Below are 25,750 nucleotides of genomic sequence, written 5' to 3' on the forward strand. Positions count from 1 at the left end.
GACGGCCCCGGAACTATATCCACGCATCGGGGATGGTGCGGAACCGGACCCGATAGTGACACAATCGCATGGTACCGGCCGCTCAAGCCCAGTCGCGGTGCCCGGCGCCGCGCGACAAGAGTTTTCCTTCCAGCCTCGCGAGTGAGGGCACCGCTGCTGGAACGGACCCGAGGTGACCGTCCTCGCAGGCTGGCCTTGTGCCGGCTCGCGGGGGCGCGGAGCGGGGTCGGAAGGGACGTGTCCCTCCTTTCCGAGCCCGCTCCGCATCTCTCTTCCCCATCCCGCAGCGGAACGGCGCGCAGCCACATGGTGACGTCTCGAAATCGCCGCGAATTCGTGGCATGGGGCCTGAAATGAACCTGCCCCGCCTTTCGAACCGGATCGGCCTTCCCCTGGCGATGCAGATGATCGCCATCCTGGTCTGCGCCCTGATCGGCGCCCAACTCGTCACGCTCGCGCTTACCGTGCTGCTGCCGCCCAGCCCGACCGCACGCTGGAACATCGACGAGGTGGCCAGCGCCCTCACCGCCAGCGACGTGCCAGACCGGCTCGAACGCAAGCCGATGATGGGTCCGCCCGACGTGAGCGGGCAGGGCTGGCTCGTTTCCGAATCGTCGCGCGACGCGCTCGCCAGCCGCCTCGGCCGCGAGGGCAAGGACGTTATTCTCGCCTTCTATACCCAGCTTCCCGTCGGCGGCGTCGCCGTGCCCAGCAACACCCGCTCGCCCCTCGCCATGGCGCAGGGCAAGGCCGAACCCGCGTCGCTGTCCTCGGTTCTGGTCGGCTCGGCGGAAGCGCAGTCGATTCCCGGCGGCCCTCCCCCCGGTGGAAGCCCCGGGCCCAGTGGAATGCCCGGTGGCCACTTCCCCGGCGGAATGCCTCCCGGCGGCTCGATGCCCCGCGTTCCCGCCATGCCCGGTGGAGCCCGTCCGGGAGGACGCATCCCCGGCGGCGCGATCCCCGCCGCCACCGCACCCGGCGGCCACCGCCCCGGAAGCGCCGGTGCAGGCGGTCAGCCGGGTGGGCAGGCCCCCGGAGGCGGCATCGGCCGCCCTGGCGGCGGCCAGCCCTCGCAGGGCCAACCTTCACAGGGACAGCCTTCGCAGGGCCAACCTTCGCAGGGACAGCCCGGCAACGCCGGCGCCCAGCCGGGCAGGACGCCGAACCAGGACGGTCAGCCCGGACAGATCGTCGGCCCCGGCGGGCGTCCCGGCGGGATGATCGGTCCGGGCGGCGCCGCTGGACTGGGCTCGGGCCTTCTCTCGCCGGCCATGCCCACGATGACCGACATTCCCCGCGCCACCCTGCCGATCGCCACGCCCGATCCGCTGCCGACCCCCGTCGCGACAACGCGCCCCCTGTCTCTCCAGATTCCCCAACCCCCGGTCATGCTCGCATCCACGGCCGCTCCGGCAACCACCGTGGCAACGGCAGCGCCTGCCACGCCGCCTGCCGCCGCGACGCACTCCGCGCCGCTGCCCGTCGTTCCCGGCACGCCGCAACCGATCCCCTTCCGCCACGTCGACAGCGGCTTCTTCGCGCTCACCTCGCCGCCGTTCATCGAAGGCGATTTCGTGGCCGCCGCACGCCAGCCCGACGGACAGTGGCTGGCCGTGGCGCCGCGCGCGGAGCCCTTCCCCAACGCCTGGCAGAAGCGGGTCATGCTGTGGTTCGCACTGTCGCTGGCGATCATAAGCCCGCTGGCATGGCTGTTCGCCCGGCGCATCGTGGTTCCGCTGAAGGACTTCGCGCAAGCCGCCGAACAGCTCGGCCGCGACCCCTCGGCCACCATCCTGCCGCTGTCCGGCCCTGCCGAGATCGGGCGGGCGGCCAATGCCTTCAACCAGATGCGCAACCGCCTGCGCGCCTTCGTGGATGACCGCACCGCGATGGTCGGCGCCATCAGCCACGACTTGCGCACTCCCCTCACCCGCCTTCGCTTCCGCATCGAGGACGTTCCCGACGAGCAGCGCGAAGGCCTGCTGAAGGAAGTGAGCGAGATGGAAGCCATGATCAGCGAGGTCATCGCCTTCATCCGCGATGCCTCGACCCCGGGACCGCGCGAACGCGTCGATTTCGCGGAACTGATCGCCGGCAGCGTCGCCGACGCACAACTTGTCGGCGGCAAGGTGACGATCGAGCACAACCTGCACATTCCGGTCGATGTCGATCCGGTCGGCATCCGCCGCCTGCTCGGCAACCTGCTGGAAAACGCGATCAAGTACGGCGAGAGCGCAAGGGTCCGCGTGAGCCTGCACGATGGCGAGGCCGTGGCGGAAATCGTCGACACCGGGCCCGGCATTCCGGAAGACGAGTTCGACCGCGCTTTTGAACCGTTCTATCGTTCCGAAACGGCGCGCACCTCGGGTCAGAAGGGCAGCGGGCTCGGCCTTGCGGTGTGCCGCTCGATCGCGCGCGCCCATGGCGGCGATGTAAGCTTCGTTCATGGCGGCGACGGATTTGCCGCCCGCGTCACGGTTCCGGCCGCCTTCGATCCGACCCTGCGAAAGGCGGCCTGATGCCCGCAAGATCGATGGCCTGCCTGCTTTGCGCAGGCCTTGCGGCAGCGTGGTGGCCCGGCTGCGCCGCAGCGCAGGAGACTGCCACAGCGCAGGACACTGCCGCCGCACCTGCCCCCGAACTCGCGTCCACCGACGCCACTTCGCAGGCTGCATCAGCCGATCCCGCCGACACGGCTCCCCCGCAACCCGTCGATCCCTGGACGATCACGCTGTCCGCCGGGCTGAGCAACCGCGACGACGGCCCCGATGGTTCGTGGCAGACGCTGTCCCTTACCCGCCAGATCGGGCGCGGATACGTGCGCGGCGGCGTGATGCGCTATCACGGTACCCTGATCCAAGCCGACACCGCGCTCCCGTCCGATTACTACGTCGGCACGCTTGGCGCGGGCGGCAACTTCGACAACTGGGTCATCGACGGCTGGGCCAGCTACGGCCGGCAGGTCTACGGCAAGATCAGCACCGACTGGGGAAGCCGCCAGAGTTCGGGAGCCAGAAGCAGCGCCTATTATGCACTGGGCGGTGACTTCGGACGGATTTTCCCGCTTTCGCCCCGATGGTTCGTGACGCCGACGATCGTCGGTTCCTACGCACAGGGACGCCTGCTCCGCCCCGCCCCCACCGGAACCGGCCTGGTCGATCTGGAAACCCGGGAACCGACATGGACGCTGGGCAGCACTGTCCGCCTCGATCATGCGTTCGGCGAAAATGGCGACCATTATGCCGGCATCTCGCTTTCCCGTAACTGGACCAGCAACGCCGTCTCGCAAGTCAAAGTCGGCCAGTTCGAGAGCCTCGAAGAGATCCCCCGCAGCGGACTGCTGGATTCGCGCCACTATTCAGACGGATGGTGGGAGGTGGGCATCAGCGCCAACATGAAGCTGGCGGACAGGCTCCATCTCGACCTCTACGCCTCTCGCAGTTTCGATGCGCTCGCGGGCAACACGATTTCCGGCGGCATCTCGCTACGAAAGGCATTCTGACGGCGGAGCCGACGGAACATGCCGGGCCCGCCCGCGCGCAAATGAACCATCAGCGGGAACCGGCAAGGCGTTCATCCATTTGTTTCTCAACGGCAAATCGCCGAACGCACAGGAGAAACACATGTACCGCAGACTGGGCTGGGGCCTCGGCATCCTTTCCGCCACCACCATCCTGCTGTCGGCCTGCCATGATGACCGCCCCGGACGCCACCATCCGCCCCGGCACGAACACGGCGACCGCGACGGTCACCGGGACCGGGACGATCATCGTCCGCCGCGCCACCACAACTGAACGACTGCGGCGGTTGCGCTCCTGCCGCCACAAGGACGAGCGACTCACCCCTTCGTCCAGCTAGTCCCGCGCCGCGAAGACCCGTAAGAATCGCCGGGAACGGCAACTTTGCCCGTCTTCAGGAGAGCCAGCGATGCCACGGGCTTCCATCACGGTCGTCGTGCCTGCCTATCAGGCCGGGCATACCATCGAGCGGACGGTCCGCTCGGTGTTCGGCCAGCCCGATGTCGATACGCGGGTCATCGTGGTCGTCGACGACACGGGCGAGGAAACCCGGTCCGCCGCGCAGTCCATCGCGGATACGCGCCTTTCCGTGATCGTGAACGAGGCCAATCTGGGCGCGCAGAAGAGCCGGAATCGCGGGCTCGCCCTTGTCGAAACCGATTACGTGATGTTTCTCGACGGCGATGACTTCGTGATGGGCGACCTCTTTCGCGGCCTGCTGGACGCCGTGGAGAACGGAGCCGACGTCGCATTCGGCCCGTGGCTTCGCTACAATGAAGCGGTCCCTTCGGCGGAATTGCGGCGCGAACGGTATAGCAGCGCCGAAGACCTGCTGGACCGGTGGCTGGTTCGTCGGCGCTGGACACCGCCCTGTGCGGTGCTTTGGCGTACCGATTTTGTGCGCAGCATCGGCGGGTGGGACGAAGCGGTGCGGCGCAACCAGGACGGTGAAATCGTGTGCCGGGCCGCGCTCGCAGGCGCGCGGCTGGCACATTCGGACCGTGGTTGCGGCGTCTATGTCCAGCACGATTCGCCCCTGCGCATCTCCGCGAACCGTTCCACTTTCGGCGATCTCATAGACGTGGCCGAAAGCCTGCTGCGCCGGCCGTCGGACACGGTGCCGGACGAAAGGCGCGCACGGATCATCGGCGAATACTTCTACTGGCTTGCCGACAGCGCCTTTCGGCGGGGGGATATGGCGCAGGGCCGCCGCGCGCTTCAGCGCAGCCTCTCGCTCGGCGGCAAGGGAGCGCACCTTGCGCCGGTTCCCAAGCTCGGCGCGGCGGTATTCGGGCTGGAAGGCTACCGGAAGGCCGTTGCCTGGCTCACGCCGCGGCGCTGATGCCTTCAGCCCTTCTGCGGATGGCGGCGGAAGCGGTCCGGCAGCAGGTTCGCGGCCAGCCGGATCATCTCCGCCATGTCGCGCCGCCCGCTCGCGGTGCAGAAATGGGCCGCAACGGTGCCTCCGTAGCTGCACAGGACCGCAACCGTAAGCGTGACGACGGTAGGCAAACCTTCCCCCAGCCGCGAAACCACCGCCCAGGCAAAGACGCCCCCAAGCAATGAGGGCACCTGCGCCTCGTACAGGAAACGCTGGGACACCGGCGTGCCCTTGGTCGCATAATAGTAAAGTGCGGGCGTCGTCAGGAGTTGGCCGAAGAAATAGGCGGCCGCCACCCCCACCGCACCCCAGCGCACCCCGATGAAGAAGCTGATCACGCTGATCGTGCTGGAGAAAATCCCCCAGTACATCATGCGCCGGGTCTTCCCGCTGCTGATGTAGAGCCAACCGGTCGTGTTGGGCACGGTCTGGACGATCGCGGTGAGGCTGAGCCAGAAGAAGATCGGGCTGGCGGCGCTCCACCGCGATCCCAGCAGGAAAGGCACGAGCCGATCGCTGCAGATCGCCGCCGCCAGGATGCCCGGCAGGGACAGCAGCGCAAGAGCGCGGATCGCCCGTTCATAGACCCGCCGATATCGTTCCGCATCGTCCTGGAGCCTGCTCATGACCGGAATCATGACGCGGCTCAGCGGCTGGTTCACGTTTTGCAGGGGAAACAGCATGAGCTTGTAGCTGCGATCGTACAGGCCGACCGCGTCCGCACCCTCGGCCTTGGCGATGATGACGTTATCGAGATTGCGGGCGAAGAAGTTCACGAGATTGAAGCCCGTAAGATTCGCTCCGAACACCACGAGATGGCGCACCCCGGCGAAGCGCGCGCCCATTCGCGGGCGCCAGGTGCAGGATGTCCAGACCATAACAGTGCTGACGCTCGCCCCCAGCAGCGCCCCCAGCCAGATCGCCCAGTAATTGCGCAGCGCAAGCGCGGCCAGCGCGGTGAAGACGAACGTCGACAGGGCCACGGCGATATCGTTGATGCTGAGCGTATGGAAGCGAAGGTCCCGGTTGAGCAGGGCCTGATGCTGCAACTTCAACCCCGAGACGAGGACGGTGAGCCCGGTGGCCGCCGTCACATATCCCGCGCGGTAATCGCCGTAGAACCAGCCCGCCAGCGGTGCCAGGATCACCATGACCAGAGCCGCCGCGACCGAGACGAACACGTTCAGCCAGAACAGGGCATTGGAATGCTCCGGGTCGAGATCCCGCGCCTGCACGACCGCCTGCGTGAACCCCAGGTTCTGGAAGATCAGGATCAGGCCGGTAAGCGGCGCCACCATGGCGCTGATGCCGTAATCCGCCGGTGAGAGAATACGCGCGACCACGATCGTGGTCGCCATCGTGGCGAACACCTTGACGATCTGGGATGCGGCGGTGGATGCCACCCCCCGCGTGGCGCGGCGGCCGATATCGTCGCTGCCGGCCCTCGTCATTCGGACACCGCCACCGCAGGAATGCCCTGCGGCATGAGCAGGGGATTGCCGAAACGATTGACCAGCGCGGAAATCTGCGCGTCGTTCTGCAGCATGTTGTCGTCGTAGAGGCGGCTCGCCTGGGAAAAGTCCCAGGTCATCTGCACGAAGCGCGGTCCCACCTTCCGGTAGAGCGCGCCTGCACGGCGCGCACACCAGTAGAACCACAAGTCGTCGGCGGAAGGTGCGTATCGCTCGTAGAGTTCGCGCTCCGTCACGTCGGGATGGAAACACCCGGGCGGATAGAGCACCCCGCCGATCCCCGTGGGCATGAGATCGATGGACGGAGCGTGCGCGGCATCGTCCTGAACGTCCCAGCCCCAATCGGCATAACGGGCCAGCGCCCCGCCCGCCCCCATCTCCAGCCGGTGCGCGCGCAGACAGGTGATGACGCCCTTCGTTCCGGCCTGTCCATCGACGAGTTCGGTCAGCCAGGAAGGCTTGTAGAAGACGTCATCGTCGGCAGTGGCGATATAGGCTTCGGGAAAGGCGCCGAGCGCATAGACGAGCTTCTTGTAGCTGCGCACGTCGTCGACCAGCCGCAGTTCGACCCGCCCGTCCAGCAGTTCCCGCACGGCAGCGGGCAGAGATTCCTCGTCACCGCGCGCCAGCCACAGGACGATGCGGTCAGGCACCGTGTCCTGCCGCAGCAGGCTTCGCAGCGTGAGGTGAAGCGTGGGATATCGCGGCGGAAAGGACGTCAGCGAAACGATCAGCGCGGCCCGCAGCGGATGCGGCCGCCTCTCGCCCTCGGGATATCGGCCCGCATAGCGCCGGTACTGGCGCCCGGTCCACAACCGGATTGCCACGGGTCGCGGCAGAACTGCAAAGATGAACTGCCTGGCCAGCTTACTCACACAAGCCCCCGCGCCTCAAAGCCACCGCGCATCGATCGCGGCCACCCGGCAGGTTCTACCCAGCCGCCCCGGGATGCGCCATTACCCTGAATAGCGCCGCAACCATCCGAATTTCCTGAACTATACCGGGCAGTTCGGCGATCGGCACGACGATGGCCTCGACGCCCGCGCCCCGGCCGAAGCACGCTCCGAAACCGAAGCGGAAACTTCGGCCGATCTTCCGGGGCCTTGCCAGCGGCTCCGGCGCGGGCATAAGGAAACGCTCTATTGTCTTGCCTTTCCGGCGCCGGCCCATGCTTCGCCGCTGGCGCTGGGCGGGGGTACCCTTGAAGCCGCGCCACTCTGAAGGATACGCAGGGTTGAAAGACCGCAACCGCATCGCCGTCGGAAGTGCGGGCCTCGCCGCGATCGCGCGGTGCGTGCTGGCCATTGTCCTTATGCTGGCTGCGGGAAGCGCGCTGGCCGCCCAGCCTGCCACCCAGCCTCCCGCGCTTTCGTCTGCCATCGCCTCGGCGCTCCCCAAGGCCGACCCCGCTCCCGAGCCTGCCCCCGATCCCGTCAGGAAAACGCCGAGCGAGGCGGTGGCCAGCTTCGATGCGGATGCCAGGCATGCCGAGGCCGTCTTGCGCACGGACATCTCACGGCACGACTACGACGAAGTGCGCGAACTGAACCTCCTGCGCGACCGTCTTGCGGCCGACCGCGATCTGGCTCGCGGGATTGCCGATCGCAGCAACCTCGATGCGCGAATCATACAGGCCCAGATCACCGCGCTCGGCCCGCTGCCCGAATCCGGCAAGACCGAAGCCTCCGCCATCACCGACCAGCGCAAGGCACTCGACGCGCGCCTTTCCGTTGCTCTCGGGCCGGTCCTTCGCGCCCGCGAGGCACAGGCGCGCGCGGCAACCCTCGTTTCCGATCTCGACGAACGGATCGCGGCGATAGACCGCCTGCGCAAGTCGGAGCGCGCCTCTTCCGTGCTCGATCCCCGCCTCTGGCTGACCTTCGCCGGCGATGCCCGGCGCGGTGCCGAAGCCATGGCGGCGGGCTTTGCGCGGGGCTACGAGGCTATCGGCTTCCTTGGCCTCGCCAGCCGGGTGCTGGGCGCGGCGGCACTGATGCTGCTGGGCCCGTTCGCGTCCGCATGGCTGCTGCGCGTGTTGAGCGCCAGGCTGGCAAAGCGGATCGAAAACGTGGAGCAACTGGCTAGCCGGTTGCTGATCGTGGTGATCGAGGATGTTTCCACGGCAATCGCGCTGTTCTTCGGCATAGGCTGCACGATCGCCGCCATGGGCCTCGTGCTGAAACCGTTCGTCACCATCGCCGTGCTGGTCCGGCTCAGCACCATCTTCGTGCTTGCGGCGCTGATCGTCGCCATCACCCAGTGGCTTGCGAAGGGTACGCTGCAATCGCCCTTCGTCCAGCTGCGTCTGGTGCGGCTGCGGCCGGCCCTTGTCGACAAGGGCGTATCGACGGTCCGCTGGATCGGCGTGGTCATGGCGATGGAAGCCATCGTCGAGGCTCTCGAGCAGGCCGGTTTCGCGTCTGCCACCGCAATCGACCTCATTTCGGGATTGCTGCTGATCCTGGGCGGCGGGCTGATCTGGGTGCTTGCGAACCTGCTTCACAAGGGCCGCGAAGGCCAGGACGAAGCCACGGCATCAGACGGCAAGCCACCAGAAATGCTCGACTTCGCATCGCCGTTAAGCCGAATTCTCAAGCTGCTGGTGATTGGCAGCGTCTCCGCCGCGCTGGTCGGCTACATCATCCTCGCGCGTGAAATCTTTTCGGACGCGGTGCTTTCGATCGCGGTCATCGCCATCGCCATTTTCCTGCACCGGCTGATCTCGCTGGTGCTCGGCCTGCTCGCCGAAGGACGGTTCAAACGCTACCGCACGACGCTGCACTTCGTGCCGATGCTGACCGGGCTCGTCATAACGCTTTGCACCGTGCCGATGCTGGCTGTGACCTGGGGCTACAACAGCCGCGAGATCGGCGATGCCATCGTCACGCTGCGCAGCGGTGTCACGATCGGCCAGGTGAACCTGTCGGCGGGCGACATTCTCACCTTCGCCTTCATCTTCCTTGCCGGCTACGTCGCCACACGCTGGACCCAGCGGATCATCAACCTCTCGATCCTGCCGCAATTCGGGCTGGACCGGGGCTCACAAGCCTCGATCGTGACGATGATCGGCTATGCCGGGATCGTGCTGGCCGCGGTCATCGCCATCGCCAGCACCGGACTGGACCTTTCCAGCCTCGCCTTCGTTGCCGGGGCCTTGTCGGTCGGTCTCGGCTTCGGCCTGCAATCCATCGTCGAGAACTTCACCAGCGGCGTGATCCTGCTGATCGAACGGCCGATCCGCGAAGGCGACTGGATCGAGGTTGGGAACTTCTCCGGCATCGTGCGAAAGGTGTCCGTCCGCTCGACCCACCTGGAAAGCTTCGACCGTCACCAGATCATCATTCCCAATTCCCAGCTCATCACCGGCAGCGTGAAGAACCTGAGCCTGGGAGCGGCACTGGCGCGCGTGGTGGTGCCGGTTGGGGTGGCGTACAGTTCCGATCTCGAAAAGGTTCGCGCGGTCCTGCTGGAGATTGCCCATGCGAACCCCGGCGTGCTTCCGTCGCCGGCACCCAGCGTGACGCTGGACGCATTTGCCGAAAGCTCGATCAACATGCGCCTGCTGCTGTTCGTGCCCGACGCGACCGATGGCGCATCCATCGCCTCACAAGTCCGGTTCGCCATTGCCGAACGGTTCGGCAAGGAAGGGATAGAGCTGCCCTTCCCGCAGCGCGAAGTGCGAATCCGCAGGGATTGATGCCCCATTTGAAGAGCTTGGGCCACGCATCCGGCGCATCGCTACCGCCGGATATCCCTTCTGCTCAATCATCTGGATCGCCCTCTCCACCCTATTGAGGCATCGATTGCCCAATTATGGTGAATCGCTCTTGGCGGGCCTGAACGCTACGCTCCACCGGCAAGTCGCCAGAGGAGAACGCATGAGGCCAGACCCGCCGCTCCGCGCGCTCTTCGTCATCAATTCACTTGCTGGCGGCGGGGCGGAACGCGTCTTCACCACGCTGGTCGAACAGCTCAGCGGCCCCCGTAGCGACTTCGCGATAACCGTCGCCCTGCTCGATAACGAGGCCGAGGAAGCCTACCTCCTGCCCGAGAACGTACCGATCGAACGCCTCGATGCGAAGGGCGGCCTGCTGCGCAGCGTCCGGGGAATGCGCAGGCTGGTGCGCCGCTCCCGGCCCGACGTCGCCCTGTCGTTCCTGTCGAGAGCCAACGTCGCGACACTGGCGGCAATGCGGCAGACCGGCGGTGCAACCGTCATCAGCGAGAGGGTGAATACCACCGCTCACCTCAAGCACGGCCTGTCCGGCCTCGTCAGCCGGTTGCTGATCCGCAGGACCTACCCGGCGGCCCGGCAGGTCATCGCCGTGTCCCAGGGGGTCGCCCGGACGCTGGAAACCGACTTCGCCATTTCGCCCGACAGGATTCGCGTCATCCACAACCCCGTGGATGTGGACCGCATTCGCGCCCGCGCCGCGCTTGAACCGGCGATCGAGGTCACGCGCGACGATTTCGTCACGATGGGACGCCTCGTGGACAACAAGAATACCGCCATGGCCATCCGGGCCCTGGCCACGGCACCCGCGCGCGGCAACCTGATCGTGCTGGGCGAGGGCCCGCTTCGGGAGGAACTCGCGCATCTGGCAGCTTCGCTCGGCCTTGAAAGGAGAGTGCGCTTCGCCGGCTTCCTCGCCAATCCCCATGCCGTGCTGGCCCGCGCCGGATGCTATCTGCTGACGTCCAATGCCGAAGGTTTTCCCAATGCCATGCTGGAAGCCATGGCCCTGGCGCTTCCCGTAGTGGCGACGGACTGCCCCTCGGGTCCGGCCGAAATTCTCGAAGTCACGCTTGGCGATGCGCCTGCGGTGTTCGGTTCCGGCGGCGCGCTGGTGGCGATGGACGATGCGCAGGCCATGGCGACCTGCATGGGCCGGCTGATTGCGCAGGATCGCCCCGCCTTTTCCGAAGCGGCGGCCAGACGCGCGGAATCGTTCTCGCTCGACCAGGCCGTCGGCGATTTCCGGAAATCGCTGATCCAGGCGGTCGCCGCGAACCGGATGGCGGCGACATGAAGATCTGCGTCACCGGCCTGCGCGGGATCCCCGGCGTCATGGGAGGGGTCGAGACTCACTGCGAGGAACTGTTGCCGCGTATCGCCGCCACGCTGGTCGATACCGAGATCGAGGTCTGCTGCCGCGCACCTTATGTCGATCCGGCGATGACCAGCTTTCGGGGCGTTGCGCTCAAGGCGCTCTATTGCCCCACCGGCCGTTCCAGCGAAGCGATCATCTCCACGCTGTTCAGCATCCTTTACGCCCGCACCCACGGGGCGACGGCGATCCATATCCACGCGGTCGGCCCCGGCCTGCTGGCGCCGCTCGCCCGCCTGCTCGGCCTGAAGGTCCTGCTCACGCATCACGGCGCCGACTACGAGCGCGAGAAGTGGGGACGCGGAGCGAAGTGGATGCTGCGGATGGGCGAAAAGCTGGGCGTCCAGTTCGCCAACACGGTCGTTTGCGTATCCCCCTCGCTCACCGCCCGGATGAAGGAGCGCTATCCGGGCAGGGCCGAACATGTCGATTTCATCCCCAACGGCGTCAGCGCGCTGCCGCCATGCCCCCAGCCCGACGACGTCCTGCTGGCCGAAATGGGGCTCCAGCCCGGAAACTATCTGTGCTGCGTCGCCCGGCTGGTTCCCGAGAAGGGCATCCACTACCTGATCGAAGCGCATGCCCGCAGCGGGGACCCGCGCACGCTGGTCATTGCCGGAGCCGCGAAGAAATCGGATCGGTATGCCCAGAAACTGGCCCAGATGGCCGGGGCCAATGTCCGCTTCCTCGGCATGGTGCCCCGCGCGCAGCTCGGCGTCCTGCTCCGCAATGCCTCGCTCTTCGTGCTGCCCTCCTTCCATGAGGGACTGCCTATCGCCGCGCTAGAGGCGCTGGCCAGCAACTGCCCGGTCCTGCTCAGCGATATCCAGCCGAACCTCGACCTTGGCCTTCCGGCCGATTGCTACTTTCCGGTTGGCGATGTCGGTGTCCTGGCTGCGCGCCTTTCCCGCCGCGACAGTCCGCGCCGCGCCGAACTGCCCGTGGAAGCCCTGATGGACTGGGACGAAGTCGCCCAGCGCACCGCCGTTCGCTACCGTGAAATCCTGAGCAGGAGCCACCAAGATTCAGCCCTCAAACCTGCACGCTGAAGGCAAGGCATTGGCACGCGCCGCCCTTCCTTCCGGGAGAATTCGATGCTGGCGCTGACCGTCGGAAGCCCTCCCATACCGCAGTTCCTGATGGTCCCGACCATGATGCTCTACTGCGTCCTGGTCGCATTGCTGTGCCTCAGGATCGGCAGGTCCGCGCAGTTCCTGGTGATCGCCTGCGCCGTTCGCCTCGCCATGTCAGCACTGCCCCATTTCTCGTTCTCCGCATCGCCTGCGGGGCTGAGCTGGAACGCGCTGGTCTCGGTGCTGGTCGTGGGCCTGGGCATCCTGCAATTGCGCCGAAGCCGCGCGGTCCCGATCGTAGTGGGAGCGATCGCCCCCCTGCTCCTCGTGATCCTGCTGAGCGCGACCTTCAACGACGATGCATCCGGCAGCACGGAAAGCCTGGTGAAATATGCCTACTTCACCGTCATCGCGCTCGCGGCCTACGACGCCTTCGTTGCTGACGGCGCCGGCAAGGTGCTGATCCGGGTCCTGTTCACCTTCCTGCTGCCGCTTTTGCTCCAGTCCTACAGCCTCGTCCTGGGCATCGCCAAGGCGACCGAGAGCGACGGTTCGGCGTCCTACATCGGCGGCTACAACCACGAAGCCAGCTTCTCGATCATCCTGCTCACCGCGCTTCTCGCGGCCGTGCTCAACCCGGATCTCCGGCGATTGGTGAAGCTTGCGATCGCGGTCGTCTGCATCGGCGGGATCGCGGCCGCCAACTACCGGACCGCCATCATAACCGCCGCGCCGATCACTCTTGGCCTGCTGGTCTCGGTCCTGACCTCCGCCGTCCGGCCGAGCCAGCGCCCCGTCGCCACCATCCTTGGCGGGCTGCTGGTGCTGGCCTGCCTTCCCGTGCTTCCCATCGTGGCCGGCGATCGTTTCGATGCCATCAGCACGATCGCCTCGCACCCGGAAATCCTCACCAAGGCGCCCGCCGAATTCAGCCGCGACGACCAGGCCCTGCTGTCAGGCCGGCTGCTGCTCTGGAGCCAGTACGTCACCGCCTGGGAGGAAAGCACCCCCCGCCAGCACATGTTCGGATACGGCGCCAATGCCTGGGAGGGGCGCTATCGCTACTATGCCCACAACACGCTGATCTCGACGCTCTACGAACTGGGCTTGCTCGGCGTCGCGGCGATGCTGTTCCTGTGGCTGTGGATGTTCTGGCTGGCGCTGACCGCGCGCACGCCGGCCCGCTTCGTCCTCATCATGGCGCATCTCGGCTTCTTCCTGCTGAACATGGCGACGATGCCGTTCTGGATGATCGAGGGGCTGCTGTTCTACAGCCTGCTTTGCGGTTTTACTGTCCACGCCTCGCTCATGACCCGGCCCGCGCCTCGGCCCGTCGCAAATCTTGCTGCGCCCCATCCCGTTTGACCGGATAACCGCCGGTTCCGGCGTTGCCCTGCGCCTTGCCCGGGATAAGATTTCGCGCGTCGTTCTTCGCAATCCCTGCGGAGATATACTCTCGTGTGCTCGCAAAGAGCCGAAAAAATCGCCAAGTCATTGAGTAAAAAGATGATAAAAACTTCGGTCGTCGCACTCTCCCTGCTTTTCGCAGGTCTTTCCAGTTCCGACATCGGCGAATCGATCGCCCGGTTCAGCCCTTTTGCCGCCGCTCCGGTCATGTTCGCCCAGGCATCCTCCACGGCCACGGCCTTCAGGATGCCCGCAATCACCGCGCCGCAACTCTCCTCCGGCACCTCGTGCAAGGCCATGACCACCCTGCGCCTCGGGCCGACTTCCGCCAGCCTGAAGAAGGTCTGCGCGGTTGACGGCAAGATTCTCGTCAACGGCAAGAACGCCACCGGCTTTGCGATGGAGGACGTCAAATCCCTGCGCTACGGGCCGCTCCTGCGGGGCGAGAACGTCCCCAACATCCAGGTCCAGCGGGTTTCCGAAACGGCGGCCCGCGCGGATTCGGTGCTCGGCCTCGGTCTGGTCAACGTCAGCAATGGCATCGGCAAGGCGGTGTTCCGCGATCTCGTGTGGATCGGCGACAAGAACTACCCGTCGATCAACAGCGACGATGCATGGGCCGCCATCGCACTAAAGGGCAAGGACGCCAACGACATCGGCTCCTTTGCGATCAGCAATTTCGACTTCCAGAATTTGTTCATGAAGTCCGGTAGTTACTATCAGAACGTCGACGGCATCTCGACCGAGGCGGGCTATTCGGGGACGATCTCCAACGGACGCGTCCTGAATGCCAGCGATGCCTGTCTGGACATCAAGGGCAAGGTCAGGGTGGACAATGTCTACCTTGCCGGTTGCCGCCAGGGCATCAAGGCATGGACCGACCAGAGCCACGGCCTGGTCGAACTGGGCACGAACCGCTTCGTGGGCATCATCGGCAAGGGCACCAAGACCAAGACCCGGACCATCACGATCGACGTGCTCATCGCATCCGGCGATCCTTCGGTTCCGCTCTTCCGTGCCGAGGATGGTGTAGTGAACCTGCGGATCGGCAGGCTCGTTTCCAAGACCGGGCAGGTGCTCAACAGTTCCAGCAGTTATTCCGGGTCCACCGTGACGGTCGGGCAGCGGGTCTATTTCTGATCGGATCCCCGCCGGCCAGACAGGCCGCGGTAGACTTCCATGACCCGTTTCGCATGGCTGGCCGCGCACAGGGTTTCCCTGGCGCGGCCACGTGCATCGGCGAAGGCGATTGGATCCGAACCCGCCAGCGCGCCGCGAACGCTCCGGGCGAATGCTTCAGGCCCCGCGTCCAACGGCACGAGCACCCCGCCGCCGAAACGGCGGCCGGTCTCGCCCAGTCCCGCATCGTCGGTGGCCACATAGGGCACGCCCAGTATCAGCGCCTCCAGCGGCGTGCGCCCCAGGGGCTCGTCGATGGCGGGGATGGCGAGAAGATCGAGCATGGCGATGTTCTCCTCCACCGGCAGGCGGAAACCGGCAAAGACGACCCTGTCGGCAATTCCGAGCTGCCGCGCGAAATCTTCAAGGTCCTGCTGCGTTTCATCGACCTCGCGGCCGAAGATCACGAAAGCCGCCTGCGGAAGCTCGATCAGCACCGCGCGCGCCATCTCCAGGAAGAAGCGCGGCCGCTTGCGGTGCGCGAAATTGCCGATGAAGCCGATCAGCGGCCCTTCCCCGGCAACCCTGTGACAAGCAGCGAAGGCATTCCTGAGCGCCTTGCCATCCACGTCCTCGGCCAGTTCCACGGGATTGTCGATCAGAACCGACCGGCTCCTGAGCCACTGCGGCAGCCGCTGCTCCACGGCCTGCGAGATGCAGATGATGCGCTGGGCCGTGGCGATCACGGCAAGGTTCGGGGCCACCGGACGGTTGAAGGCGCGGTTGTGGTAGACCACCGGAATCCCGCGAAGCCGCGCCGCCGGTCCCCAGCTCTGGAGTGCCGACAGGTCATTGCAGTGCACGAACGTACCCTCGGGCTGGCCTGACAGCAGCGACAGCCGGCGCGGCAGCAACCGGGCCTCCGTCGCCAGGCCGTGCCGGAAGCTCGGGGATTCGCCGAGCGGCCAGATGGTGAAACCGCGTTCGCGCGCCACCTGCTCTATCAGGCTGTCTCGCGGCGCGGCCACCACCACTTCCACCCCGTAGTCCTGCTGAAGCGTCCTGCCGAGCGTGAAGGAGGAAACGTGGCTGCCGCCGATCTTCTCATTGGTGAACGGAAAGACCACCCTGTCCACGCGCATCGGTTCCCTGCCTTCCTGGTGTCGCCCATCATCGCCAAGAGCGCGGCGCCGCCGCGGTTCGGGCGGGCCATGCCCTAAGACTTAATCGCAATTGTGCAGCGGCGCCCATGAAACTAGCCAATGCAATTAGGTATATGGCAGCGATCCAGAAGGATTCATGGCACGAGTCTGGTGCTTTCCCGGCGAAGAGAACCGCCACAGCAATCCCTACACGGCGATCCTGATCGGACAGCTTCGCCGACTGGGCCATTCACCTTCATCGCCCGGCTGGAAGGAACGCTTCACCGGCACCTGCGACATCCTGCACCTGCACTGGCCACAAAAGGTCATACAGCCGGGCCTCCTGCGCAGCTTGCGGACGATCGCAGCCTGGGCGGTGTTTCTCGCGCTCCAGAAGGCGCGCGGCGCGAAGATCGTCTGGACCATGCACAATGCCGTCTCTCACGAACAGTTGCGCCCCAGGCTCGAAAGGTTCTGGATGGCGCGGTTCATGGCCCTGCTCGACGGTATCCACGCCATGTCGGAGAGCAGCCTCGCGCAGGCCCGGCTCCGTCACCCGGTGCTGACCCGCATTCCGGCTCTGGTTGCGCCCCACTGGACTTATTCCGGCGCCTATCCGCCGCCTGCCGCCACCATCGGCCTGCGCCGCGATACGGTCTCATTCCTCGGCGACATCAAGGGCTACAAGGGCCTCGACGACATGCTCGCCGCGCTGGAGAACGCTGAACCGGACAGTCGCCGCTATCTGGTCCACGGCCTGCCGGAGAGCCCCGCCGAAGCCGCCGCGCTGGAGGCCCGGCTCGCCGCCCTTTCCGGGCGCGGCTGGAGAATGGAGTGGGTGCTTACCCGGCTCAGCGACCAGGAGATGGCGGACCGGCTCAACGAGACGCTGATCCTGCTCCTGCCCTATCGCCGGGGCGAGAACAGCGGCCTCGCCATCCTGGCAGCCGAGCGCGGCACGCCGGTGATGGTGTCTGGAATCTCCGCCTTCTCGGGCCTTCTCGACGAACTGGGGCCGCCGCGGGTGACGGCGATCAACGCGCCTTTGTCGCACCGGCAGATCGCCGAGGCCGCCCAGGCGGCCGCCGCCGTGGCAGGGGCAGTGCCGCTGCATTTCGTGGCCCGGCGTTCGCCCGAGAGAGTGGTTGCAGAGATTTCGAATTACTACCTGTTTCTGATGGATTCAGGGGGCAGAAAACTCCCAAGATGACAGTCGATTTCCACGTCCTCCGGAAGGTAGAGCGACTTGTCCGCAGCTTTCGAAAAGCTCCCCGTTTCCAACCTGCGCGGCGTGGACGCAGCCCCTTCGACCACGTCCGGTCCCGATGGTTCCAAACTCATCGACCTGTCCTGGCTGGCGATGCTCGCCTGGCGGCACAAATGGGCCATGCTGGCGGTCATCGGCTGCGCCCTTGCCGCGACATTGGCGGCCTACATGCTCGCAGTGAAACAGTACGACGCGAACGTCGTGCTCGCGCTCGACCGGAACGACCAGCAACTGGTGCGGACGGCGCAGACCGACAAGGACACCGCTGTCGATTCGCCGACCGTGGATACCGAAGTGCAGGTGCTCCTCTCCCCTGAAGTGGCGACCGCCGCGGTGCGCAATGCCCGGCTGAACACGAACCCCGCCTTCATCGCCGCCGGCGCGCCGGACATCGCAGGTCCGCTTTCGATCCCGGCAGCGACGGCGATCGTCAGGTCCAACCTGACGGTGGGCCGACAGGGCCTCTCCTATGCGATCAACCTGGGCTACAAGTCCCGCGATCCGGCGGTTGCCGCTTCCGTGGCCAATGCCGTGGCCGACGCCTATGTCAGCGGCAACGTCCAGAGCGAGCAGTCCGCCCGCAGCCAGGACATCAACATGCTGCGGACCCGCCTCGACCAGCTTCGCGGCGACGTCATCAAGGCCGAGGCCGCCGTAGCCGCCTACCGCGCCAAGTCCGACCTCGTGAGCGTGAGCAACGACAGCACGATCGCGCAGCAGGAACTTTCAACGCTGAACACCGAACTGGCCTCCGCCAAGGCGGAACTTGCCGCCTCGCAGGGACGCGCAAGCGCCAACGCCGGGGAGAACGGCACCGCCGTCAACAGCAGCCCGGTGATCCGCGACCTGCGAACCGACGTGTCCCGCCTCGAAGTCAAGCTGGCGGAACAATCGTCCGTCTACGGCCCCAACCACCCGGACCGCGTCAAGACCCAGGCCCAGTTGACGACGGCCCGGCAGGCGCTGAGCCGCGAAGTCTCGCGCGCCAGTTCCGGCGTCAGGTCGGACATCAGCGTCGACAGCCAGCGCGTCGGCGCGATCCAGTCGGCGATCGGCAGCGCCAAGGGCAGGCTGCTGGCGGGCAACAACGCTTCGGTGCGCCTGAACGAACTGGAGCGCGTCGCGGAAAGTTCGCGCCAGCTCTACCAGACCTTCCTCGATCGCTACCGGGTGGAACTGGCGACGCGCGGCACGGAAAAGAGCAAGGCCCAGGTCATCGCCCGGGCTCAGGTGCCGGTGCGGCCCTCTTCGCCCGACCTGCTGGTCTACATGCTGGGGGGCCTGATCGCGGGGATCATCGCGGCGGTGCTCCTGGCCATGGCGCTGGAATGGCGCGAGCGCGGCCTGCGCACCCGCGCCGAAACCGAGGAGTTCACCGGCTACGAAGTGGTCAGCAGCCTGCCGGATATCGGGACGATGGACGAACCCGACTTCCGCAGGAATGATGCCCTGGGCGTTCCCGATTTCGTGGTCGAACACCGGGAATCCCCGTTCTCCGAATCCGTCCGGGCCATCTGGACGGCGCTGAAGATCGGACACAAGGGACAACTCGCCCGTTCCGTGGGCGTCACTTCCTCGATACCGGGAGAAGGCAAGACCAGCACGGCCATCGCCCTCGCCCGGTCCACCGCGCTCGCGGGAAGGCGGACCCTCTTGGTAGACTGCGACATGCGCCGCATGGGCACCACGCTTGCGCTGGGTCTCCGCAACCGCCCGGGCCTTGTCGAAGTCCTCAACGGTCAGGCCCGCATCGAGGATGTGATCGTGCTCGATGAGGCATCCGGCGCCCATGTCCTGCCGCTCAACACCGAACTCACCGCCCAGTCGGACATCATGCATTCCCAGGCCACGGCCGCCATGTTCGACCGCTTCAGGCAGGAATACGACTTCGTCGTGCTCGACATCGCACCGGCCATCCCCGTCGCCGAAGCCCGCGCCATCGCCACGATGGCGGACCTCACGCTCATGGTCGTGCGGTGGCGGACCACACAGCGCAAGGTCGTGAAGACGGCGATCCGCGAACTCGATCGCGCCGGTGCACGGATCTTCGGCATCATTCTCACGCAAGTGGACACCCGCTCCTCGGCAGTGCTGAGCGAGGAAATGGCCTATTACCAGTACTACTATTCGCGTGAGAGCCGGTCGAACTGAGATCGCTGCAACAGGCCCGGCCAGTGTCCGCTCAGGCGGAAGGCGAACCCTCTGCCGCGTAGCCGAAGAACGCCAGCAGGTCCGGCTTGGCCGCGACAGTCTCGTGCACGATCCTGCGCTCTACCGTGGTCAGCAGCTTGACCTGTGCGCGCTGCGAAGACGATCCATGTCCCTTGGAACGATCGCCCGAGGCCTCCCCCGGCTCATCGGAAACCGGCGCTGCGTTCTCGATTCCAAATGCGGAAACCAGCGAGGCGGGCTCGCTGCGAAACGCCTCGTATGTCACGAGCGGATAGCCCCCGCGCTCCACGGCATCGCGCAGGAGCCCGCTCTGCCAGACCCACAGCCTGGCCAGATGGCCCACCACATCCCGGCGATCCACACCGTCATAGACCGAAGGCAGCGGACGCCGCAGCCGGGCATCGATGTTCGCAATGGGCTCGCGATTGGTCACCACCACGCGCGCCGCCGAAAAATGCCGCAGCAATTCGTCGTGGCGCACGAGGTTTGGCGGGCTCTTTTCCAGAAAGTAGGCCACCGGGCGGGACTGCTCTATTTCCGCGACCCGCGCAGCCCAGGCCCCAATCACCGCCTCGAAATCGACGAACTTTTCCGGAAACCAGCGATCGACATCCATCAGCCCCCTGACGAGCCGCTGTCCTTCGTAGCTGGAATGAAGCCCGGCAAGGCTGACATGGTCCGCAAGATAGCTTGCCATCGTGGTGGAACCGGCGCCGGGCGGCGCGAGAAGGAACAGGAAAGGGCGGTGGATCCGGTCCTGTCGGCGCGCAGGCCAGTACGATTCAGGCGAGCGCCGCTCCCTTCGCATCCGCTTCAAGGCGCGAGAAATCGCTGGGCCCATCAAGGCGTTCCGCCCCAAACCTCGTGCAACAACATCGGCATAGGGTAACCCGCATGGCCGCCGCCGTGCCGGCTATTGCGAGCCGGAGGCTACCTCTTTTTCGCAAAGGCCGCGCGTTTCATCGCACAGAAGGCTCGCGCTCAGCCCTTCCCGACCGACAGGATGCGGAAGATCGTTTCCGTCACGGGCTCGGCATTCAGCCAGATCGCTTTACCGCCCGGCCCTTCGATGCTTGCGGCCAGTTCCCCGGCAGCAGCCCGGTCCAGGACGAGGTCGATTTCGATCCGGTCCTCGTAAAGCCGGCCGTTGCCGATCACTGCACCGTCCTGGCCAAAGGCGGTGCCCGCGCGGTTGACGAAGATCGCCACTTCAGCCCCAAGCGTGTCCCAGGACAGGAACGGCAGATCGCCGGCAACGGTCCCGGACATCTCGAACCGGAGAACGCCGTCATCGCTCGCGGCCGGGCGCAGTTCGTCCACCGCAACGGTCAGGCCGATACCGTCGTGCCGGCTTCCCGGCGCCCTGTCGCCACCCCAAGGGATCATCAAATCAAATCCAGATAGATTGTCGAAAACCGGATAGCAGCACCCGATGAATTGAAAAGTCGTGAAAGCCGCGCGCGCTGCCGGCGATCAATCGCCCGCGATCGTCAATCCATCGACCCTAAGCGTCGGCACGTTGATGGCGCGGTGCCATTCCAGATCGTTCGCCGCCCGCAGCGCCGCGAACATGGAAAGCAGGTTGCCGGCAACGGTGAACTCGGCAACCGGGCCTGCGATCTCGCCGTTGACGATACGGAAACCGGAAGCGCCCCGGCTGTAATCGCCAGTGACGGCATTGACGCCGTGGCCGATCAGTTCGGTTACATACACGCCGTCGCGGATGTCGGCCATGAGTTCGGCGGGCGTCTGCTCTCCGGGTTCGAGGTGCAGGTTGCCCACGGATACGCCGGGCGCTCCGCCGCCGCCGCGTGCCGCATGTCCGGTCGGCGCAAGGCCGAGCTGGCGCGCCGAAGCGCTGTCCAGCAGCCAGCCGGTGATCCTGCCGTCCTCTACCAGATGGCCCGCCCGCGTCGGCAGCCCCTCTCCATCAAACGGACGCGAACGCAGTCCGCGCAGCGTATGCGGGTCTTCGACGATGGAAATGCCGGGCGCGAAGAGCTGCTCTCCCAACCGGTCGAGCAGGAAGCTCGAGCGCCGGGCGATCGCGCTTCCGGACATGGCGCCGATCAGGTGCCCCACCAGCGAACCGCCGACGCGCGGATCGAATACGACCGGCATCGGCCCACTGGAAAGCTTGCCCGGATCGAGACGTGCCACGGTCCGCTCGCCCGCGCGGGTGCCGATCTCGGCCGGCGGCGGCAGGTCGCTGCGGTGATGGGCCGAGCGCCAGGCGTGATCGCGCTGCTTGCCCGCACCTTCCCCGCCGACCACCGAGACGCTGATCGAATGGCTGGTCGATCCATAGGCGCCCGCGAAGCCATGGCTGGTGGCAAGCGCGAACACGCCCGTGCCGGAACTGGCGGTGGCGCCATCCGAATTGGTGATCCCGGCAACGGCCCGTGCCGCGTCCTCGGCTTCCAGCGCCATGGCGCGCAGTTCCTGCGGGCTGGGCTCAGCCTGATCGACGAGATCGAGTTCGGGCCAGGGTGAACGGGTCAGCAATTCCTCGGGTGCGAGCCCGGAATAGGCATCTTCCGGCGCAGCGCCGGCCATCGCCAGCGCCCTTTGCGCCAGTTCGTCGAGCGCCTGCGAAGACAGGTCCGAGGAACCGATGCTCGCCGAACGACGCCCGACGAAGACGCGCAGCGCGATATGCTCGCTTTCGGACCGTTCCACATCCTCGAGATTGCCGAGGCGGACCTGGATCCCTTCCGAGGAGCTCGCACCGAACACCGCATCGGCGGCGTCGGCACCTGCCTTGCGGGCACGGGCGACGAGATCCTGAGCGCGGTCGAGCGCTTCCTGGGGGCTGAGCATCTTCGGGTCTCCACTGGCCGCGTTACCGACGCGGGAGCGCAGCCCTAATCGCCGCGAGCGCCAAGCGCAAATGCGCTATCGTTCCCCAAGCCCGTTCAAGGGCGGGCCCCACGCGAACCGGCGCGCGCTTTCAGTGCTTCAGCAGCAGCGCAAGGCCCTTGAAAAGCCCCGTCAGCGCGAACGGCAGGCCGATCGCCAGCAGCCACAGCATGATGCGGTCCCTGCGATAATAAGGAGCGAGCGCCGGGTCATGGGCTTGTTCGTCGTCAAGCCGGTTCCAGCGCGCCTCGAAACGGCGGCAGGCGGGGATGATCGCCACCACCAGGATCACCAGTGCAAGATAGGGCAGGAGCGATTCGCCCCCGGTCTTGAGCGCGCCGACCGTCACGAAGATCTGCAGGGCGGTATAGACGAGCAGGGCATAGGCGATGTTGTCGCTCATCTTGCGGCGCCAGTCGGCCTTCGCCCAATCCTTCATCGAACGGCCTTCCGGGGGCACCGGCTTGTCCGGCAGCGCTGCCGAGATCATGCCCTTCGTATCGACGCCTTGCTTGCCGATCCTGTCCATGGTGCCTTCCTGTCTTAGCAACCCGGTCTTTTGTTGCGACCTCGTGTCTCTTTGTGCGTCCACTAGACCACGCAGCGGCCCGGATTTCAAGCACACCCCCGAAATGCGCAATATTAGTGCACTGTTCCCGGACTGCGCCGAACCATGCAGGAAACCTGCCAATCGACACCATATCCGGGAATTGCCGACTTGCCGACAGCCGGGAGCGTGCGTAAACCGCTCTGAACATGACCGGAACCACCGAACTTCCGCAGGACCAAGCGGCCCACCACATCCCGACCGTCGCAGAAGCCGGCGGGCTCGAAGTCATTTCGATCGCCAAGAGCTACGACAAGCGCGCGGTGCTGACCGATATTTCGCTGTCGGTCGCCAAGGGCGAAGTGTTGGGGCTGCTGGGGCCGAACGGCGCGGGCAAGACCACCTGCTTCTATTCGATCATGGGCCTCGTTCGTCCCGACTCGGGCCGCATCCTGATGGACGGCGTCGACGTGACCCGGCTGCCGATGTATCGCCGCGCGGTTCTCGGTCTCGGCTACCTGCCGCAGGAAACCTCGATCTTCCGCGGGCTGACTGTCGAACAGAACATCGGCGCCGTGCTCGAACTGAACGAGCCCGACAAGCACGTCCGCGCCAGCGAACTGGAACGCCTGCTTGACGAATTTGGCCTTACCCGCCTGCGTTCAAGCCCCGCGATGGCGCTTTCGGGCGGTGAACGCCGCCGCTGCGAAATCGCCCGCGCGCTGGCGGCCAAGCCTTCGATCATGCTCCTGGACGAGCCTTTCGCCGGCATCGACCCGCTTTCGATCTCCGACATTCGCGAACTCGTGCGCGATCTCAAGAACCGTGGCATCGGCGTGCTGATCACGGACCATAACGTGCGGGAAACGCTCGATATCGTCGATCGCGCCTGCATCATCTACGGCGGTCAGGTGCTCTTCGCAGGCAGCCCCGAGGCGCTCGTCGCCGACGAGAACGTGCGCCGCCTCTACCTCGGCGAGGGCTTCACGCTATGAGCGGTTTTCCCCAGTGAGGCCCTCCGCGAGGCCGGCCGCGCCGGAAGCCTGAGCCATGGCGCTGGGGCCCAGGCTAGACCTGCGGCAAAGCCAGTCGCTGGTGATGACCCCGCAACTCCAGCAGGCGATCAAGCTGCTGGCGCTGTCCAACCTCGAGATCGAGGCTTTCATCGGCGAATCGCTGGAGGCCAACCCCCTTCTGGACGTGGGCGGCGAACCGCCCTCCCCCGTTGCCGAAACGGTCGAGCTTCCAGAGGACGCGCGCCGCACGACACTAGAGGATTCGCCGGTAGACCGGCTGATCGGCGAAGGCCGGGGCGATGACGACCGTCCGCTAGACATAGACACTGCCGCGCTTGACCGCGACCGTGACACCGGAGACTGGTCCAACGAACTGCGGCTCGGCGGCGGGGCGGAGCTTCCCGGCATCGATGAACGCGGCAGCGGCGCGCTTTCGCTTATCGAGCATCTCGAAGCCCAGGTCGGATCGGCCACCGACGACCGCCACGTCGCCGGGATCGCGCGCTACCTGATCGGCCTGCTCGACGAGGCCGGCTATCTTCCCGTCACCCTTGCCGAAGTCACGGGCGATCTCGGCATCTCCTTCGCCGAGGCCGAAGCGGCGCTCGGGGTCGTGCAGTCGCTCGATCCCACCGGGGTCGGCGCGCGAACGCTTTCGGAATGCATCGCACTCCAGGCCAGGGAGGCGGATCGCCACGATCCGATGATGGCCCGCCTCATCGACAATCTCGATCTGCTGGCCCGCGGCGAGCTTGCCCGGCTCAAGCGGATGTGCGGCGTGGACGACGAGGATTTCGCCGACATGCTGTCGGAACTGCGCGGCTACGATCCCAAGCCGGGCCTGCGGTTCGGGGGGGAGCCGAGCGCGGCGGTCACGCCGGACATCCTCGTCACGCCCCGCGCCGACGGCGGCTGGGACGTGGCGGTCAACCAGGACAGCCTGCCCCGCCTGATCGTCAACCGAAGCTACTATGTCGAACTCAGGAGCGACTGCTCCGACCGGAATTCGCGGGCGTGGCTCTCGGAAAAGCTTGCCGATGCCAACTGGCTCATCAAGGCGCTGGACCAGCGGCAAAAGACGATCCTCAAGGTCGCCAGCGAACTGGTGAAGCAGCAGGCCGGTTTCTTCCGGCACGGCATCTCGCAGCTCAAGCCGCTGACGCTGCGCACCGTGGCCGAGGCCATCGGCATGCACGAATCGACCGTGAGCCGCGTTACCTCCAACAAGTATCTGAACTGCCCGCGCGGCACTTACGAGATGAAGTTCTTCTTCACCTCCGGCGTCGCAGCGGCAAGCGGCGAAGGCGCCTCGGCGGAAGCGGTGAAGGCGGCGATCCGGCAATTGATCGATGCGGAAGACCCCAAGGCCATCCTTTCGGACGACACCCTGGTGGACCTCCTCAAGGGCAAAGGCTTCGAACTGGCGCGCCGCACCGTGGCCAAGTACCGCGAAGCCATCGGCCTTGGCAGTTCGGTCCAGCGCCGGCGACAGAAGGCTATTGCTGCAGTGCGATAGGAAGTAAGCACGGCGATAATCAGCAATGCAACATTAAATGCTTGTTCTGCTTAGTATAATTCTATTTGAATTACACCGATTCGTGATAGTTTCTTTTCCATGAAGTGCGCCGGGCTTGCGACCAGTCGCAAGGATACGGGCACCATGGAGAGG

At 66.0% G+C, this 25,750-nt stretch carries 20 protein-coding genes; 13 read left to right on the forward strand and 7 right to left on the reverse strand.

Annotated elements, in window-relative coordinates; genetic code table 11:
- The first annotated feature begins 353 nt into the window (after window positions 1-353).
- The 4 genes from ACXJ16_RS10610 (at window position 354) to ACXJ16_RS10625 (ending at window position 4,860) form a co-directional block, all read left to right on the forward strand.
- Complete coding sequence (locus ACXJ16_RS10610; RefSeq protein WP_463920641.1) at window positions 354-2,519, forward strand: ATP-binding protein; 2,166 nt, start codon at window positions 354-356, stop codon at window positions 2,517-2,519.
- Window positions 2,519-3,502 carry an autotransporter outer membrane beta-barrel domain-containing protein gene (locus tag ACXJ16_RS10615; RefSeq protein WP_463920643.1) on the forward strand — a complete coding sequence of 328 codons (984 nt, stop codon included), beginning with the start codon at window positions 2,519-2,521 and terminating at the stop codon, window positions 3,500-3,502. The genes ACXJ16_RS10610 and ACXJ16_RS10615 overlap by 1 nt, the downstream gene beginning before the upstream one ends.
- Window positions 3,503-3,623: 121 nt before the next feature.
- Complete coding sequence (locus ACXJ16_RS10620) at window positions 3,624-3,794, forward strand: hypothetical protein (RefSeq protein WP_463920644.1); 171 nt, start codon at window positions 3,624-3,626, stop codon at window positions 3,792-3,794.
- Between the two features lie 133 nt (window positions 3,795-3,927).
- Window positions 3,928-4,860 (forward strand): glycosyltransferase family 2 protein, encoded by a 933-nt coding sequence (locus ACXJ16_RS10625; protein WP_463920646.1) that lies wholly within the window; start codon window positions 3,928-3,930, stop codon window positions 4,858-4,860.
- Window positions 4,861-4,865: 5 nt separating this feature from the next.
- On the opposite strand, the gene ACXJ16_RS10630 is transcribed toward ACXJ16_RS10625, so the two are convergent.
- A complete protein-coding gene (locus ACXJ16_RS10630; RefSeq protein WP_185998054.1) occupies window positions 4,866-6,350 on the reverse strand; it encodes a lipopolysaccharide biosynthesis protein in 1,485 nt (494 codons plus the stop codon).
- On the reverse strand, window positions 6,347-7,198 hold the full coding sequence (locus ACXJ16_RS10635) for a glycosyltransferase family 2 protein (RefSeq protein ID WP_165913271.1): 852 nt from the start codon (window positions 7,196-7,198) through the stop codon (window positions 6,347-6,349). Before ACXJ16_RS10635 ends, ACXJ16_RS10630 begins: the two co-directional genes overlap by 4 nt.
- 407 nt (window positions 7,199-7,605) lie before the next feature.
- Between ACXJ16_RS10635 and ACXJ16_RS10640 the strand changes: the two genes are divergently transcribed.
- The 5 genes from ACXJ16_RS10640 (at window position 7,606) to ACXJ16_RS10660 (ending at window position 15,099) form a co-directional block, all read left to right on the forward strand.
- A complete protein-coding gene (locus tag ACXJ16_RS10640; protein ID WP_463920649.1) occupies window positions 7,606-10,068 on the forward strand; it encodes a mechanosensitive ion channel family protein in 2,463 nt (820 codons plus the stop codon).
- 181 nt (window positions 10,069-10,249) lie between these two features.
- A complete protein-coding gene (locus ACXJ16_RS10645; protein WP_132469416.1) occupies window positions 10,250-11,401 on the forward strand; it encodes a glycosyltransferase in 1,152 nt (383 codons plus the stop codon).
- Entirely contained in the window at window positions 11,398-12,528 is a 1,131-nt protein-coding gene (locus ACXJ16_RS10650) for a glycosyltransferase family 4 protein (RefSeq protein ID WP_324698073.1), read from the forward strand. Before ACXJ16_RS10645 ends, ACXJ16_RS10650 begins: the two co-directional genes overlap by 4 nt.
- 45 nt (window positions 12,529-12,573) lie before the next feature.
- Complete coding sequence (locus ACXJ16_RS10655; RefSeq protein WP_324698071.1) at window positions 12,574-13,917, forward strand: O-antigen ligase family protein; 1,344 nt, start codon at window positions 12,574-12,576, stop codon at window positions 13,915-13,917.
- 141 nt (window positions 13,918-14,058) lie between these two features.
- On the forward strand, window positions 14,059-15,099 hold the full coding sequence (locus ACXJ16_RS10660; protein ID WP_132469417.1) for a hypothetical protein: 1,041 nt from the start codon (window positions 14,059-14,061) through the stop codon (window positions 15,097-15,099).
- Here ACXJ16_RS10660 and ACXJ16_RS10665 read toward each other — a convergent pair.
- Entirely contained in the window at window positions 15,090-16,220 is a 1,131-nt protein-coding gene (locus tag ACXJ16_RS10665; protein ID WP_463920651.1) for a glycosyltransferase family 4 protein, read from the reverse strand. The two genes, ACXJ16_RS10660 and ACXJ16_RS10665, sit on opposite strands and share 10 nt — an antisense overlap.
- Before the next feature lie 157 nt (window positions 16,221-16,377).
- Between ACXJ16_RS10665 and ACXJ16_RS10670 the strand changes: the two genes are divergently transcribed.
- Both ACXJ16_RS10670 and ACXJ16_RS10675 read left to right on the forward strand, forming a co-directional pair.
- Entirely contained in the window at window positions 16,378-17,430 is a 1,053-nt protein-coding gene (locus tag ACXJ16_RS10670) for a glycosyltransferase family protein (RefSeq protein WP_324698066.1), read from the forward strand.
- A gap of 36 nt (window positions 17,431-17,466) precedes the next feature.
- On the forward strand, window positions 17,467-19,638 hold the full coding sequence (locus ACXJ16_RS10675) for a GumC family protein (protein WP_185998061.1): 2,172 nt from the start codon (window positions 17,467-17,469) through the stop codon (window positions 19,636-19,638).
- Between the two features lie 31 nt (window positions 19,639-19,669).
- On the opposite strand, the gene ACXJ16_RS10680 is transcribed toward ACXJ16_RS10675, so the two are convergent.
- The 4 genes from ACXJ16_RS10680 to ACXJ16_RS10695 all read right to left on the reverse strand — a co-directional run bounded on the left by ACXJ16_RS10680 (window position 19,670) and on the right by ACXJ16_RS10695 (window position 23,047).
- Complete coding sequence (locus ACXJ16_RS10680; protein ID WP_463920652.1) at window positions 19,670-20,356, reverse strand: sulfotransferase family protein; 687 nt, start codon at window positions 20,354-20,356, stop codon at window positions 19,670-19,672.
- A 284-nt stretch (window positions 20,357-20,640) separates the two neighbouring features.
- The gene (locus ACXJ16_RS10685) at window positions 20,641-21,045 is read right to left on the reverse strand and encodes a hypothetical protein (protein ID WP_463920653.1); all 405 of its coding nucleotides are present in this window, start codon (window positions 21,043-21,045) and stop codon (window positions 20,641-20,643) included.
- A gap of 87 nt (window positions 21,046-21,132) precedes the next feature.
- On the reverse strand, window positions 21,133-22,479 hold the full coding sequence (locus ACXJ16_RS10690) for a TldD/PmbA family protein (RefSeq protein WP_054436620.1): 1,347 nt from the start codon (window positions 22,477-22,479) through the stop codon (window positions 21,133-21,135).
- Window positions 22,480-22,609: 130 nt separating this feature from the next.
- On the reverse strand, window positions 22,610-23,047 hold the full coding sequence (locus tag ACXJ16_RS10695) for a hypothetical protein (protein ID WP_324698059.1): 438 nt from the start codon (window positions 23,045-23,047) through the stop codon (window positions 22,610-22,612).
- 227 nt (window positions 23,048-23,274) lie between these two features.
- On the opposite strand from ACXJ16_RS10695, the gene lptB reads away from it, so the two are divergent.
- Together lptB and rpoN are read left to right on the forward strand one after the other, a co-directional pair.
- Entirely contained in the window at window positions 23,275-24,060 is a 786-nt protein-coding gene (gene lptB, locus ACXJ16_RS10700; protein ID WP_054436622.1) for an LPS export ABC transporter ATP-binding protein, read from the forward strand.
- Between the two features lie 55 nt (window positions 24,061-24,115).
- Entirely contained in the window at window positions 24,116-25,597 is a 1,482-nt protein-coding gene (gene rpoN / locus ACXJ16_RS10705) for an RNA polymerase factor sigma-54 (protein WP_132469420.1), read from the forward strand.
- Window positions 25,598-25,750 lie beyond the last annotated feature (153 nt).

The sequence above is a fragment of the Novosphingobium sp. TK71 genome, from assembly GCF_055361505.1.